Below are 14,141 nucleotides of genomic sequence, written 5' to 3' on the forward strand. Positions count from 1 at the left end.
CTGTACCGCGCCGAATGCCCTCCCCGCCCGGCATTCGGCCCGGAACCGTCGAGCCCTTTCGACGGACATATCCGGAATATCGGGCATAGAAGCGGGTGGAGCGAGTCCGGCATCCACGCCGGAGGGACCGAAAGCACTCCGCGCGAACCCCGCGCGATATACGGCCTTTGCCCCTTTCCCTGTGGATAACCAGCCCGCCGGCTGTGGATAACGCCGGCCGTCGGTGGATCGTCCTGTGGACAACCGCCGCCGGCCGGCGCCCAGCCGTGGCAGCGTGGCAGGCATGCGACCGAGGCTGCTCCCGGGGCTGCGACGCCTCTGGCGCGACGAGCGAACCGTTCAGCTGGGCACCGATCCCGCCACCGCCGTCGTGCTCGAGCTGGGCCACCCGGCCCTGGCCCGGGTGCTCGACCTGCTCGACGGCTCCCGCACACTGCGCCGCCTGCTCGCCGAGGCCCGCCCGTTCGGGCTGGACGGGGCCGAGGTGCTCGCACTCGTCGACACGCTGCGGGCCAGCGGCCTGGTGGTGGCCGCGCACGCGCTGCTCCCGACCGGGCTGGACCGCACGACCGGGGACGGGCTCACCGCGGAGGCGGCGGCGATCAGCCTCCGCCTGCGCGAAGACCCCCGGGACCGGACGGCCGCGGGCGTGCTGCGCCGGCGCGGCGGAGCCCGCGTGATCGTGGCCGGCGACGGCCCGCTCGTGGCCCCGCTCGCCACCGCGCTGGCCGGAGCCGGGGTCGGGCACGTCGAGCCGCTCGTCGAGGGCCGGGCGACGGACGCGGACGTGGCCGTCGGCGGCCTCGGGCGCGACGACGTGGAGTCCTCCCGGGTCCTGGCCATCACGTCCGCCATCACGCGGCACGCGCCCTGGGCACGGCTCTCGGCCGGCCGCGGCGACGGCGTGGACTTCGTGGTCCGTGTGGGCGACCGGCGCCTCGACGCACTGGACCGCCGCGGCGTGCGCATGCACCTCCTGCCGCGGCTCGAAGTCCAGGTCCGGCTGGGCACCGTCCTCGTCGGCCCCCTCGTGCGGCCCAGCCGCTCCCCCTGCCGCGGCTGCCTCGAGCTGCACCGGCAGGACCGCGACCCCGCCTGGCCCGCGCTCGCCGCACAGCTGGCGACCGCGCCCCCCGGCATCGGCGAGCCGTGCAGCCTCACCACGGCGATGGCGGGCGCCGCGTTCGCCGCCGACGAGGTGCTGTCCTATCTCGACGGCGGCTCCCTGCGCACCGAGGCGGCCATCGTGGAGATCCCCCGGCCCGGCGAGGCCCGCCGCCGGGAGTGGACCGCCCATCCGCGCTGCGACTGCCGACGCCGCCGCCGGGGCTCCCGTGACAGCGGCTCCCGCGAGGCCGGCTCCTCATGAAGCGGCTCCCCGTGAAGCGGCTCCCGGTGAAAGCGGCACCCCACGAAGCGGCTGCCTGTGGAAGCGGCACCCCACGAAGCCGGTCCCCCACGAAGCCGGTCCCCCACGAGGCCGGTCCCCCACGAGGCCAGTCCTCCACGAAGCCGGGTTCTCTACGAAGGCTGCACCCCACGAGAGGCTGCACACCGTAAAAGCGGCACACCGTGAAAGCGGCACACCGTGAAAGCGGCACCCCACGAAGGCGGCACCCCGTGAAGCACGAAGGCGGGGCCCCGTGAAGCGCGAAGGCGGCACCCCGTGAAGGCGCATCGACGCTGGGACCTCCGTCAGACTTCCGCAGGTCGATCTGCGTGGCGCGAGCACAGTGTGACCGTCGTCTCCACGGACACGTCCGGCTCGGTGCGCGGCCGGTCCGGCGGGGGCAACCAGTCGCGCACACGACCGGAGCGCAGTTTCTCCGGGGGCGCATCCGGCCCGTTGCGTGGCGTGTCCAGCGGTGGGAATGGGCGGCACGAGGACGCTGTGACTGCCGTCGCCGTCGTCGGGGTGGCTCGAGCGGGTAAGAATGACTTGTGACCGAGATCCCCAGGGGCGCAGTCGCCCGCACCGCACGGCTGGCGTCGCTGCCCCTCGGACTGGCCGGACGGGCCGCGCTCGGGCTGGGCAAGCGCGTCACGGGCATGGCCGCCGACGTCGTCTCCGCCGATGTCCAGCGCCGCACCGCCGAGCACCTCTTCAGCGTCCTCGGGCAGCTCAAGGGCGGCGCGATGAAGATGGGGCAGGCGCTGAGCGTGTTCGAGGCCGCCCTGCCCGAGGAGCTTGCCGGGCCCTACCGTGCCGCCCTGACGAAGCTGCAGGAGGCCGCCCCTCCGCTGCCGGCCGCCAGCGTGCACAAGGTGCTCGCCGAGTCGCTCGGGGTGGACTGGCGCGAAAGGTTCAAGGAGTTCGACGACAAGCCGGCCGCCGCCGCGTCGATCGGGCAGGTGCACCGGGCGGTGTGGTCCGACGGGCGGGACGTGGCCGTCAAGGTGCAGTATCCCGGCGCCGGTGAGGCGCTGCGCTCCGACCTCAACCAGCTGGCGCGCTTCGCCGGGCTCTTCAAGGCCATCCAGCCGGGCCTGGACGTCAAGCCGCTCGTGGCCGAGATCCGCGACCGGGTCACCGAGGAGCTGGACTACGAGCTCGAGGCGCGCTCGCAGAGCGCGTTCGCCGCGGCCTTCGCCGATGATCCGGACATCTTCGTGCCCCCCGTGCTCGCCTCGTCGCCCCGCGTCATCGTCACCGAGTGGGTGGAGGGGACCGCGCTGTCGGCGATCATCTCGGGCGGTACCGAGGAACAGCGCAACCGGGCCGGGCACCTCATGGCGCTGCTGCACTTCTCCGCCCCCGCCCGGGCCGACATGCTCCACGCCGATCCGCACCCGGGCAACTACCGCCTGCTCGACGACGGCCGCCTCGGCGTGCTCGACTTCGGCGCGGTCGCACACCTCCCCGGCGGGCACCCCGAGATCATCGGCCGCCTGACCCGCCTGGCCCTGGCCGGGGACGCCGAGGCGGTGCTCGAGGGCCTGCGGCAGGAGGGGTTCATCAAGGGCGACGCGAAGGTCGACGCGCCCGCGGTGCTCGGTTACATCCGGCCGATGCTCGACCCGCTCGCCGAGGACGAGTTCCAGTTCTCGCGGGCCTGGCTGCGCGCGGAGGCGACCCGGCTGGCCAACCCGAAGAGCCCCGCCTACGCGCTGAGCCGCCAGCTCAACCTGCCCCCGTCCTACATGCTCGTGCACCGCGTCACGCTCGGCTCCATCGGCGTACTGTGCCAGCTCGAGGCCAAGGCCGCCTACCGCGCCATCCTCACCGACTGGCTGCCCGGATTCGCCGAGCCCGAGGCGAAGAAGCCGCGCCGCAAAAAGTAGCCACGGCGCAAGAAGCAGCCGCGGCACAAGAAGGAGCCGCGGCTACAAGGAGTGGTCGCGGCACAAAGCGGTCGTGGCACAAGACGTGGCCGCGGCTACAAGAAGAAGTGGCCGCGGCGCGAGTGGGCAACCGCCACGTGAGCGAGCAAGCAACCAAGCAGACCGCCCAGGAAGCAAGCCAGCAAAACGAGCAAGCCAGCACGCAAGCGGGCCGGGAAGCGAGCCGGCAAACGAGGGCGCCGGCGAGCAGGCGAGCGAGGCCGCGGCGATCAGGACATGGAAACGGGCCCCTTCACGGCGAAGGGGCCCGTTGCTCATCGATCACATCAGGGTCGGGTCAGGTGACGCTCCTGCTCGCGACGCGCGCGCATGGCGACCTGGCGGGCGGACGGGTAAGCCTCAGAGTGGATCGCAGTCTGAGGCCGACGCATTCGCGCTCTCGACAGTGCTTCGTGAAGTAGTTGCAAGGACATCGCGGAACTCCTGGGTCGGTCGGTAACGAACTCGGTGGAACGAAGCCGGGTCGGCTGCGCGGCGCGCAGTCCTCGGCTGGCCGGCTGGCGATGTGCGCTCATTTCAGGCCGCCACACCGGCGACCACGGCCGCCGTACGGGCGGCAACCTCGCCGCGCAGGACGGCGTCGCGAGCGACGTCCTCCTTGCGCGGGCGGCCCCGCGGACGCTTGCGCGGCACCACGGCGCCACGCTCGAAGATCTCGCCACCCCAGACACCCCAGGGCTCGGCGCGCTCGATCGCGCCCGCCAGGCACTCGGCGCGGAGCGGGCACTCCACGCAGAGCGACTTCGCGAGCTCGAGCTCCGCCGGCGAGTCGGCGAACCACAGGTCCGGGTCGAAGGTGCGGCACGGCAGGTCGGACTTCACGACACCCCGCGCAGCCGCGCGGAGACGCTCGTCCGAGGCCGGGTCGATGCGCACATCGATCGATGCCAAGGCCAGGCTCATCCCGGTCACCCCTTTCTGTTTGTCGATCGTTTGGTGTGATCGTTCGGTGCAAATAAATGAGGCCGCGGATCCCGGTGTCGGGTTCCGCGGCCTCGAGGTGAGCCGGTGAGTCGGTCTTGTTAGACCGGCCTGCCTCGAGGTGGTATGCCGCGGACTCCGCCATTGGGCTTCGGAGCCGTCATGCCGTGCTTCGCGCTGAACCCATTGGTCCCCTGAACCTGGGTCCCGCGCTCGTCGAGCAGAGTGGTGCTGATATCGGTGTCGTCGATCCGGACCTCGGCCTCGGTCACCCGAACCGTCAGATCCGTCCGGACCGACCCGGTAGCGCGCGCGACGCGCGCGGCCGGAACCAGAGCGGCCGGAACCAGAGCAGCCGGAACGACGGCAGCCAGAACGGCAACCGGCGCCGGAGCGACGGAGGAGGCGGCGAGGACGGACCCCTGCCATTGCAACGAGACGGTCGGCGAGACTGAACGGGCCGGCGCTTTCGACGCGCAGAGGGCAGACAGCAGCGTGTGCCGCTCCTGGGTTAGATAGAGCTTCACGGATGCCACCTTCTCTCCGCAGATCGTCGTGGTGCGACGGCCGGTCTTCCGGCGTCCTGTTCGCAGGCTATGCCGTGCCTCAACGGTAGGGCAAACGATTTATCGGGGAAAGTTTTTTGTCAGGTTCCAAGCCAGGAACAACCCCGGGGCAACCGTTCGCGCCGGACCTCAGTGTGCCACGTCGACGCAGCTCATGGTGCCCCGACACGGTCAAAGTTCATCGATGGATGCGGCCAGCTCGTCAACGCTCGTCCCGCGCACGAGCGCGAGCACGTCGTCGCCGTACAACATCAGCTTCCGCGGCCCGATCCCCGCGATGGCGGCGAGCTCCTCGCGGCGCGACGGCCGCCGCTCGGCGATCGCGGACAGGGTCACGTCGGTGAAGACCACGAACGCGGGCACCTTCTGGATCGCGGCCAGCCGGGCCCGCCAGTCCAGCAGGCGGCCCAGCAGCTCCTCGTCGAGGTCCGACGGGCAGGTCGAGCACCGGCCGAGCTTGCGATCGGCCCCGTTGACCAGCCCGGTGCCGCACACCCGGCACGACACGGCCATGACCCGCCGGACGCGCCCGGCCACCGCGGCCTTGTCCAGCGGGCGGCGCGGTGCTCCGGCGGCGCGGCCCGCGGACGAACCGGACGCGGCCCCCGCCGGGGCGGTCGAGGGCACGAACCGGCTCGGGCGCCGGGGCCGGCCGCCCGGAGTCCGCGCCGCGGCGTGCGAGAGCCAGAGGGTGTGGCGGGCGCGGGTGACGCCGACGTACAGCAACCGCCGCTCCTCCTCGACCGCATCGGGCGTGCGGGCGTGGATGACGGGCAGGGTCCCCTCGGTCAGCCCGACGAGGAACACCGCGTCCCACTCGAGGCCCTTCGCGGAGTGCAGCGACGAGAGCGTGACGCCCTCGACGGTCGGCACGTGCTGCAGCGCCGCGCGCCGCTGCAGCTCGGTGTTGAACTCGTCCAGCGAGAGCGTGGCCATGCCCTCGGCGAGGGAGACGAGCGCGGCGACGGCCTCCCAGCGCTCCCGCTGGGCGCCACCGGCGGGCGGGGCATCGGGGCGCCAGCCGACCCGCTCCAGCGCGGTGTGCACGGTGCCGACCAGCCCGTCGCCCTCCTCGCCGCGGTAGGAGCGCAGCGCGATCATCGCCTCGCGGACCTCGGTGCGCTCGAAGAAGCGCTCGGTGCCGTGCACCACGTAGGGGATGCCGGCCTCGGCCAGCGCCTCCTGGTAGACCTCGGACTGGGCGTTGACCCGGAACAGCACGGCGATCTCGCGGGCCGGGGTGCCGGCGGCGATGAGCTCCGCGCAGCGCGCCGCGACCGCCGAGGCCTCCTCCGGCTCGTCGGCGAAGGTGCGCACGGTCGGCTCCGGGCCCGGCGGGCGCTGCCCGACGAGATCGAGCCGCAGCCGGGACAGCTCGCCGCGGGCCCGGGAGATGACGGCGTTGGCGAGGCCGACCACCTGCGGGGTGGAGCGGTAGTCGCGGGTGAGCCGCACGACCGTGGCGCCCGGATGGCGGCGCTGGAAGTCCACGAGGTAGGACGCGCTCGCCCCGGTGAACGAGTAGATGGTCTGGCTGGCGTCGCCGACCACGGTGACGTCGTCGCGCCCGCCCAGCCAGGCCTCGAGCAGCCGCTGCTGCATCGGGTTGACGTCCTGGTACTCGTCGACGACGAAGTGCCGATACTGCGACCGCACCTGCTCGGCGACGTCGGCGTGCTCCTCGACGGCCCAGATCGCGGCCCGGATCATGTCCTCGAAGTCGATCACGCCCGCGGCGCGCTTGGCCCGCTCGTAGTGCGCGTAGATCTTGGCGACGAGGGCCCCGTCGAACGGCGGCTCGCGCAGCGCCTTGGCGGCCGCCGCGGCGTAGTCGTCCGGCTCGATCAGCGACGCCTTGGCCCACTCGATCTCGCTCGCGAGGTCGCGGAACACCTCGCGGTCGGTCTTCAGCCCGGCCTTGGTCGCGGCGAGGCTCACCAGCCGGGCCTTGCTGTCCAGCAGCTCGGGCATGTCGCGGCCGGAGAAGAGCCGGGGCGCGAAATACCGCACCTGGCGCAGCGCCGCCGCGTGGAACGTGCGCGCCTGCACCCCGCCGGCGCCGAGGCGGCCCAGGCGCTCGCGCATCTCGGCCGCGGCCCGGGCGGTGAACGTGACGGCGAGGACGTGCTGGGCGCGGACCTGCCCGGACCGGACGCGATGGGCGATGCGGTGCGTGATCGCCCTGGTCTTGCCCGTCCCCGCGCCGGCGAGGATGCACAGGGGCCCCGCCGGGGCGGTCACCGCGATGGACTGGTCCCGATCCAGTCCCGCGAGAATCTCTGAGGAGTCCGCCACAGCTGGACATCATTCCAGCTGGGTACGACGTTATGCGGTATCGCCTTGTGTGACCCCGCCGATGCTTTCTGGAGGAACCACCCATGCTGACCATGTACTCGACCACCTGGTGCGGATACTGCCACCGGCTCAAGTCGCAGATGGACCGCGAGGGCATCCAGTACCAGGTGATCGACATCGAGCGGGACGCGGAGGCGGCCAAGTTCGTCGAGACGGTCAACGGCGGCAACCAGACGGTGCCGACCCTGCGCTTCGACGACGGCACCTCGATGACGAACCCGACGATCGTGCAGGTCAAGAAGCACCTGGAAACTGTCGGTAGCTGAACGGGAACAAATCCGTTACGGTGGCTGGCTAGATAGCCGGAATGCCTGGGGAGGCCGGCCACCATGCGGGTTGCCCGTCTGTACGCCGTGCGCGACGCGCCGGAGCGCCCGCGGGTGGCCGATCCCGAGCGACGCCGCCGGATCGCGGACTACCTCGCCGGCGGCACGACCATCGGCCGCGGCCACGGCCCCTCGGTGCTGCACACCGACGGGCTGTGGCTGTGGCCGGAGCGCTTCGTGGCCGACATCCTCGACGACGGCCTCGCGCCCGAGCCCGACCTCCTCGCGCGCATGCACGCGCACGCCTACCGGCCCGAGCGGCCCGAGGCCGGGGAGCGGCTCAACGACGAGGCCATGCGCTCCTGGCGCGCCGGGCCGCCGGAGGATCCGCGGCTGCTGGTGACCTACTTCGTGCGGGTCAGCGCCGAGACGACCCCGGAGCGCCCGCTGTCACTGCTGCGCCGCACGGTCACGCCCGACGGCGGGGTGACCGAGGAGGCCGTCTGGCGCGACCTCGCCTGGCACCCCACCAACGCCTTCGTGAGCCAGCGCATCGACGACGAGCTGCGCGAGGTGGCCCCCGAGCACGCCGCGGCGGTGCTCGACCGCTGGTGCGCGACCTGGCACCGGGAGGCGCTCAGCCGTGCAGCCAGGACGTGATCAGGTAGTGCGCGATCGAGGCCCGGAACGGCAGCCCGAACTCCTTGGACTCGCCCTCGAGCACCGCCGCGATCTCGCGCCGGGTCAGCCAGCGCGCCTCCGCGATCTCCTCCTCGTCGACCGTGATCGCCGCGCCGGCCGGGGCGAGCGCGTGGAAGCCCAGCATCAGTGAGCCGGGGAACGGCCACGGCTGGCTGGCGAGGTACGTCACCTGGTCGACCCGGACCCCGACCTCCTCGAGCACCTCGCGCGCCACGGCCATCTCGGCGGACTCGCCCGGCTCCACGAACCCGGCCAGCGTCGAGAACCGCGGCACGGTGGCGCCCAGCGCCTTCCACTGCGCGTTGAACCCGAGCAGGCAGCGCCCGTCGGGTCCCTCCACGCCGTCGTGCACGAGCATGATCACGGCGGGGTCGGTGCGCGGCCAGAGCGTCTCCTCGCCGTCCTCGGTCACCCGCACCCACCCGCCCTGCGCGGCGCGGGTCAGCTTGCCGCTGAGCGGGCTGTAGGGGTGCCGCGAGTGCCAGTTGGCCAGCGCGACCGCGGTGATGAAGATCTCCGCGGGGAGGTCACTCAGCGCCGCCCCGACCTCCCGCACGTTCACCCGTTTGGTGCCCTCGGGCGCGGTGACGTCCGCGGCCACAGCGAAGTACACCGTGCCGTCGGCCTCCTCGCCGAGGAAGAACCGCTCCCCCGCCGGCGCCGCGGCCGCGTCGATCAGCACCAGCTCCGGCGGCTCGCCCGGGTGGACCAGGACGTGCCCGTCGTCGACGACCACGATCCGGGCCCGCTCGAAGGCCTCGGCCAGCCAGGCCTCGTCGGTGCGCCGGTGCGCGGCCCGCTCCAGCGGGCCGCGCGCGAACGTTGGAGCGTCGGGGACGATCGCGGTCATGACTCCGAGGCCCGCTGCACCGGGGTGAGCGCGGCCAGCGAGGCCTCGACCTTGGCCGCGTCGCCGAGCACGACGGCGGCGGCCCGGGCCGGGGCCAGGTACTGCGCCGCGGCCGCGGCCACCTCGTCCTTGCCGGCCTTGGCCAGCTTGGCGGCGTGCTCGGCCAGGTAGTCCAGCCGCAGCCCGAAGCCCGCGTAGGTCGAGACCAGCCCGGCCAGCCCGGCCTGCGTGGACATCCCGAGCTGCAGCGTTCCCAGCGCGTACTGCCGCGCCTGCTCGAGCTCCTCGTCCTTCGGCGGCAGGCTGGCGATGCGGCCGAGCTCGTACAGGGTCTCCAGCAGGGCCGGGCCGGTCACCTCGGTGGCGACCTCGGCGGAGACGACGAGCGCGGAGCCGGCGACGGCGTGCTCGATGAGCGAGTGGGGGCCGTACGTGTACCCCTTGTCCTCACGGATGTTCTCGACCCAGCGCGAGGAGAAGTACCCGCCGAAGACCAGGTTCGCCAGCTGGAGCGCGGCGTGGTCGGGGTGGCGGCGCGACACCGCCGGCAGCGCCAGGCGCAGCGAGGACTGCACCGAGTCGGGCCGGTCGACCAGGGTCAGCGGGCCCGGCTCCAGCGCCGGGGCGGGCGGCAGCTCGGCCGGGTGGCCGCCGCCGTTCCACTTGCCCAGCATCCGCTCGGCCGCGGCGATGGCCTGCTCCGGCTCGAGGTCGCCGACGATCACGATCGTCGCGCCGGCCGGGTGGACCCGCTCGCCGTGCAGCCCCCGCAGCTCGTCAGGCACGACCGCCTCGACCCGCTCCGGGCTCGGGGTCTGCACCGCGTAGGGGTGGCTGCCGTACATCCGCTTGAGCAGGGCGACCCGGGCCAGGTGGCTCGGCTGGCTCTGCGCGACGCGGATCCGGTCGACGAGACGGGCGCGCTCGGTGTCGACCTCCTCGGCGGGGTACGCCGCGTCGGTGAGCACCCCGGCGAGGATCTCCAGCAGCCGGTCCAGCCCGTCGACCAGGGCGTTGCCCGAGATCAGCAGGCGGTCGGGGTCGGCGCCGGCGGACAGCCCGCCGCCGACCTTCTGCAGCTCGGCCGCGATGTCCACGGTCGACATGGTCGAGGTGCCGGACAGCACCGTCTGGGTCAGCAGCGCGGCCCGGGCCAGGTCCGCCTGGGCGAAGGGCACCCGCAGGCGTACCTCCACCAGCGGCACCGACGAGCGGCGCACGGCGATCACGGTGAGCCCGTTGTCCAGCGTGTGCTCGGTGGTCGACGGCACCTTGAGGGCCCGGTTGGGTCCGAGCACGGGCAGGGCGCGCAGGGGCGTTGTCACAGTCACTTGGCTCCTCCGGCGATGACCTCGACCGCGGCGCGGCGGGACGGCACGAGCTGCGCCGCGGCGGCGACGATCTGCTCCTCGGTGACCTCACCGATCAGCGTGTGCAGCGTGTTGAGCAGCTCCGGCTCGCCGCGCTGCTGCTCCAGCACGGCCATCTGCAGCGCGCGGCCGAGCACCGCGTCGGTGTCGCGCAGCAGGTGGGTGGCCATGCGTGCCTGGGTCCGGCTCAGCTCGTCGGGGGCCAGCCCGTCGCTCGCGATCCGGGCGCACTCCTCCTCGACGCTGCGCAGCACCTTGTCCACGTCGCCGCCGGGAGGGAGGTGGGCCTGCAGCACCAGGGCGGTGGGGTCGCGCACCGCGAACGGCTCGCCCATGAAGCCGATGTACCCCCCGACGCTGGTCACCGACCGGTCCCGCAGCACCAGCCTCTCGACCAGCCGCGACGCGTCGCCGTCGGTGAGGACCTCGGCGAGCACCACGTAGGGCAGGTAGCCCTGCAGGTCGCTGACCGGGTCGGGCACCCGCCAGGCGGCCGCGATCGCGGGCAGCGGGGCCAGCCGGTCCTCGTAGGAGGAGCGGCGCTCCGCGGTGAGGTCGGGCTCGGTGAAGTCCGGGCGCGCCGGCGCGGGCCGGGCCGGGACGTCGCCGAAGTGCCGCTCGACCAGCTCGGTCGCGGTGGCCACGTCGAAGTCGCCGGAGACCGCGAGCACCGCGTTGCCGCAGGCGTAGTACCGGTCGAAGAAGTCGGCCGCGTCGGCCACGGTCGCCGACTCGAGGTCCTCGAAGGAGCCGTAGCCGTCGTGCGCGTTGGCGAACGTGTCGAACATGACCGGGGGCAGCCGCAGCCAGGGGAAGCCGCCGTAGGGCCGGTTGAGCACGTTGACCCGGATCTCCTCCTTGACCACGTCGATCTGGTTGCGGAGGTTCTCCTCGGTCAGCCGGGGCGCACGCATCCGGTCGGCCTCGAGGAACAGGGCCCGCTCCAGCGCGTTGGAGGGCAGCGTCTCGAAGTAGTCGGTGTAGTCGAAGTGCGTCGAGCCGTTGAAGGTGCCGCCCGAGCCCTGCACGTGGCGGAAGTGGGCGAGCTTCTCGAGGTTCTCCGAGCCCTGGAACATCAGGTGTTCGAACAGGTGGGCGAAGCCCGTGCGCCCCTGCGGCTCGGATCTGATGCCGACGTCGTAGACCACGGCCACGCCGACGACCGGCGCGGCGCGATCTGGGGTCAGCACCACCCGCAGGCCGTTGGGCAGGGTGAAGCGCTCGACGGGGTACTTGGAAGCCGGGATCCGCACAGCGGGGCTACGACTGGACACCCACCGAATCTACTTCGTTTCGCGCCGAAATCCTGATCCGGCGTTCCGCGAGCCCGGCGTAGACGCCCACCCCGGCGATCACGGCGAGCAGCGGCAGGCCCAGCAGCCAGCCGTACGGCCCCCGCGACCGCGGCGACGAGGGCGCCGCGACCGGCGTGGCGGCCGGGGACACGCCGGGCCGCGACCCGCCCGCCGAGGGTGATGGTGAGGGGCTCGGCAGCCGCCGCGTGAGCGCCTGCACCAGGTCGAGGCGGCCGAGGCCGTAGTCGGCGTCGGGTCCGGCCACGCCCGCGTCGGCCGCGGTCAGCCTGAGCCGGCGCACGATCTCGGGCGCCTTGACGCCCGGGTAGGCCGAGCGCACCAGGGCGACCGCGCCGGCGAGGATGCCGGGCGAGGCGCTGCCGTCGTCGATGCGGTAGCGGTTGCCGGTGTTCGTGGTCATGATCTGCGCCCCGGGGACGCCCAGGCCCAGCCGGCGGCCGCTGGTCGAGCTCACCAGCACCTCGCCGGTGCGGCCGAGCGGCACCGCGGCGAGCACGCCGTCGTAGGCGGCCGGGTAGGGGTCGAAGGCGCGGCCGGGCTGGTCGCCGTCGGCCGCCACCACGATCGCGTCGGCCGCCTGGGCGTCGCGGACCGCCTGCAGCAGCCGCTCGCTGCCGGCCACCGAGTAGCCGATCACGATGACCGCGGTGCGGTGGGCGATCGCCGCCTCGATGCCGGCCGCGAGCTCGTCGGCGGACGGCTCCCTGGTCGGGGGCGTGTCGAGCACGATCGGCTGGATCTTGGCGCCCGGCGCGACCCCGATGACCCCGTCGGCGTGGTCGGCGCCGTGGCCCTGCCCGGCGATGATCCCGGCGAGCGCGGTGCCGCGCCCGTCCGGGTCGTAGCCGGTGCCCTCGGCGACCGGCGGGCCCGACGGCCTCGGCGTGGCATCCGCGCCGGCGCCGGCCGGGGTGCTGACGGCGACGGGGTCGAGCACGGCCCCGGCGAGGTCGGCGTGGGCGCGGTCGACGCCGCGGTCGATCACCGCGATCGTCACGCCCTCGCCCCGGGAGTGCCGGTTGGCCTCGGCGACGCCGAGGTACCGCAGGTGCCACTCGTCGTCACGAATGACATCGGCCCGGGCGGCGCCGCCGGGCACCACGGCCGCAACGAGTCCCAGACCTAAGCCCACGGCCACCGCGGCCAGGCGCTGCTTCATGCCGGACAGCGTGCCGGATCGACGCAAGTGACGCCACTCGCGCCGCTCAGACGGGGCGGATGCTCGCCGGGGCCTCGTCGGCGACGGAGTCGAACTGACGGTGCGTGTCGGGGATGGACACGTACAGGATCGCCGCCTCGGGCTTGCCCAGGTCGACGAGGGCGATGGAGACGAGTTCGCTCTTGGCCCGCAGCCCCGGCGTGTTGAAGTGGAGCCGGAACTTGAGCAGCCGGGCCGGGCGGCCGCCCAGCGTCAGGTCCTTGGCCTCGAGCTGCTCGAGCTGGTTGCCCTTGGGGTAGAAGCTGACCCGCACGTCCGCGGCGATCTGGTCGCCGACGCAGTGCAGGTCGAGCACCATGCCGTCGTTGACCGCGGCCGGCACGTGGCCCGACAGGATCGTGGCGTGGTAGTCGGAGCCGACCCCGTCGTAGTTGGGCTCGGTGATGAAGTCCTGGCCGATGCGGTACGTGATCTTGAGTTCGCCCTGGTCGCGCCAGTTCTCGGCGAGCGGGCGCCAGGGATCGCCGAACTGCTTGTAGCTGATCCCGGACTCCCCGTCGGTCGTCCGCGGCCCCGGCGGGACCTCCTCGCCGCCCGGGTGCGGGTTGTCCGGCGGGATGCTCGGCGGCGGGCAGCGCCGCGCCAGCTCGGGGCGGGTGTCGCTGGGCGCCTCGGCCTGCTTGTTGAACAGCCCGCCCGGCGTGGTGGCGTTGTTGGTCAGCACCGACACGAGGATCACGACGAGCCCGATCGCGACGACCAGGATGGCGCCGCCGCCGAGCCACTTCATGATCTTCTGGTTGCGCTTGACCGGATCGTCGTCGCCGCCGCGGCCGTGTTCCAGCACGTCCGGCGGCGGCACCGGCGGCGGCGTTCCCGACCGCCCGACGCGCCCGGACGCATAGCCCGCCGCGTCCCGCTGCTCGCGCCGGCGCAGCGGCTCGGCGGGTGCGGCTGATGGCGACGCGGGCACCGCGACCGGCTCGATCACGGTCTGTGTGTCCGGCGTCGCCCACGGCGAACTCTGCTCGGTCATGGCAGATCCAGTGTCGCAGCCGCATGCGAGGACGACCAGCAGCCCCCCACCCCGCTCAGCTGGGGATTTGCTGGAGGTTTCGGGTCACGGTTGCGGCTGGGGCGGCGGGTGCAGCTGGGTGACCTGCGGATATCGGTGCGAGTCGGCCGCCGCGACCGGACCGATCACGACGAGCGCAGCGGTGAGCACCCCGGCGGTGGCCACGCCTACCACCAGGGCGACTTCGCGAACGTGCGGTGCCTGCATGGTGCGCACTCC

The 14,141-nt window shown here is 73.2% G+C and carries 13 protein-coding genes; 4 read left to right on the forward strand and 9 right to left on the reverse strand.

From position 1 onward, the window contains the following. Nucleotides 1-283: 283 nt before the first annotated feature. Together ABT369_RS11875 and ABT369_RS11880 are read left to right on the forward strand one after the other, a co-directional pair. Nucleotides 284-1,369: a hypothetical protein gene (locus ABT369_RS11875; protein ID WP_350611726.1), complete on the forward strand. Its 1,086-nt coding sequence runs from the start codon at nt 284-286 to the stop codon at nt 1,367-1,369. Between the two features lie 572 nt (nt 1,370-1,941). After that, on the forward strand, nt 1,942-3,282 hold the full coding sequence (locus tag ABT369_RS11880; RefSeq protein WP_350611727.1) for an ABC1 kinase family protein: 1,341 nt from the start codon (nt 1,942-1,944) through the stop codon (nt 3,280-3,282). Between the two features lie 576 nt (nt 3,283-3,858). Here ABT369_RS11880 and ABT369_RS11885 read toward each other — a convergent pair. The 3 genes from ABT369_RS11885 to ABT369_RS11895 all read right to left on the reverse strand — a co-directional run bounded on the left by ABT369_RS11885 (nt 3,859) and on the right by ABT369_RS11895 (nt 7,124). Continuing rightward, entirely contained in the window at nt 3,859-4,245 is a 387-nt protein-coding gene (locus ABT369_RS11885; protein ID WP_350611728.1) for a WhiB family transcriptional regulator, read from the reverse strand. A 119-nt stretch (nt 4,246-4,364) separates the two neighbouring features. After that, a complete protein-coding gene (locus tag ABT369_RS11890) occupies nt 4,365-4,790 on the reverse strand; it encodes a hypothetical protein (protein ID WP_350611729.1) in 426 nt (141 codons plus the stop codon). Nucleotides 4,791-5,000: 210 nt separating this feature from the next. Next, a complete protein-coding gene (locus ABT369_RS11895; protein WP_350611730.1) occupies nt 5,001-7,124 on the reverse strand; it encodes an ATP-dependent DNA helicase UvrD2 in 2,124 nt (707 codons plus the stop codon). Nucleotides 7,125-7,207: 83 nt separating this feature from the next. On the opposite strand from ABT369_RS11895, the gene ABT369_RS11900 reads away from it, so the two are divergent. Further along, entirely contained in the window at nt 7,208-7,450 is a 243-nt protein-coding gene (locus ABT369_RS11900) for a mycoredoxin (RefSeq protein ID WP_350611731.1), read from the forward strand. A gap of 63 nt (nt 7,451-7,513) precedes the next feature. After that, on the forward strand, nt 7,514-8,110 hold the full coding sequence (locus ABT369_RS11905; RefSeq protein WP_350611732.1) for a hypothetical protein: 597 nt from the start codon (nt 7,514-7,516) through the stop codon (nt 8,108-8,110). Here ABT369_RS11905 and nudC read toward each other — a convergent pair. From nudC to ABT369_RS11935, 6 genes are all read right to left on the reverse strand, one after another. Next, complete coding sequence (gene nudC / locus ABT369_RS11910) at nt 8,088-9,002, reverse strand: NAD(+) diphosphatase (RefSeq protein ID WP_350611733.1); 915 nt, start codon at nt 9,000-9,002, stop codon at nt 8,088-8,090. The genes ABT369_RS11905 and nudC overlap by 23 nt on opposite strands. Beyond that, complete coding sequence (locus ABT369_RS11915; RefSeq protein WP_350611734.1) at nt 8,999-10,333, reverse strand: M16 family metallopeptidase; 1,335 nt, start codon at nt 10,331-10,333, stop codon at nt 8,999-9,001. Before ABT369_RS11915 ends, nudC begins: the two co-directional genes overlap by 4 nt. After that, nucleotides 10,330-11,646, reverse strand: coding sequence for a M16 family metallopeptidase (locus tag ABT369_RS11920; RefSeq protein WP_350611735.1), 1,317 nt, complete (start codon nt 11,644-11,646; stop codon nt 10,330-10,332). Before ABT369_RS11920 ends, ABT369_RS11915 begins: the two co-directional genes overlap by 4 nt. After that, a complete protein-coding gene (locus tag ABT369_RS11925; RefSeq protein ID WP_350611736.1) occupies nt 11,633-12,847 on the reverse strand; it encodes a S8 family serine peptidase in 1,215 nt (404 codons plus the stop codon). Before ABT369_RS11925 ends, ABT369_RS11920 begins: the two co-directional genes overlap by 14 nt. 46 nt (nt 12,848-12,893) lie before the next feature. Then, nucleotides 12,894-13,883: a hypothetical protein gene (locus tag ABT369_RS11930; protein WP_350611737.1), complete on the reverse strand. Its 990-nt coding sequence runs from the start codon at nt 13,881-13,883 to the stop codon at nt 12,894-12,896. A gap of 84 nt (nt 13,884-13,967) precedes the next feature. Continuing rightward, nucleotides 13,968-14,129 (reverse strand): hypothetical protein, encoded by a 162-nt coding sequence (locus ABT369_RS11935; protein WP_350611738.1) that lies wholly within the window; start codon nt 14,127-14,129, stop codon nt 13,968-13,970. Nucleotides 14,130-14,141: the final 12 nt, after the last annotated feature.

Origin of the sequence: Dactylosporangium sp. NPDC000244 (assembly GCF_040300725.1) — a bacterium.
Classification (GTDB): domain Bacteria; phylum Actinomycetota; class Actinomycetes; order Mycobacteriales; family Micromonosporaceae; genus Dactylosporangium.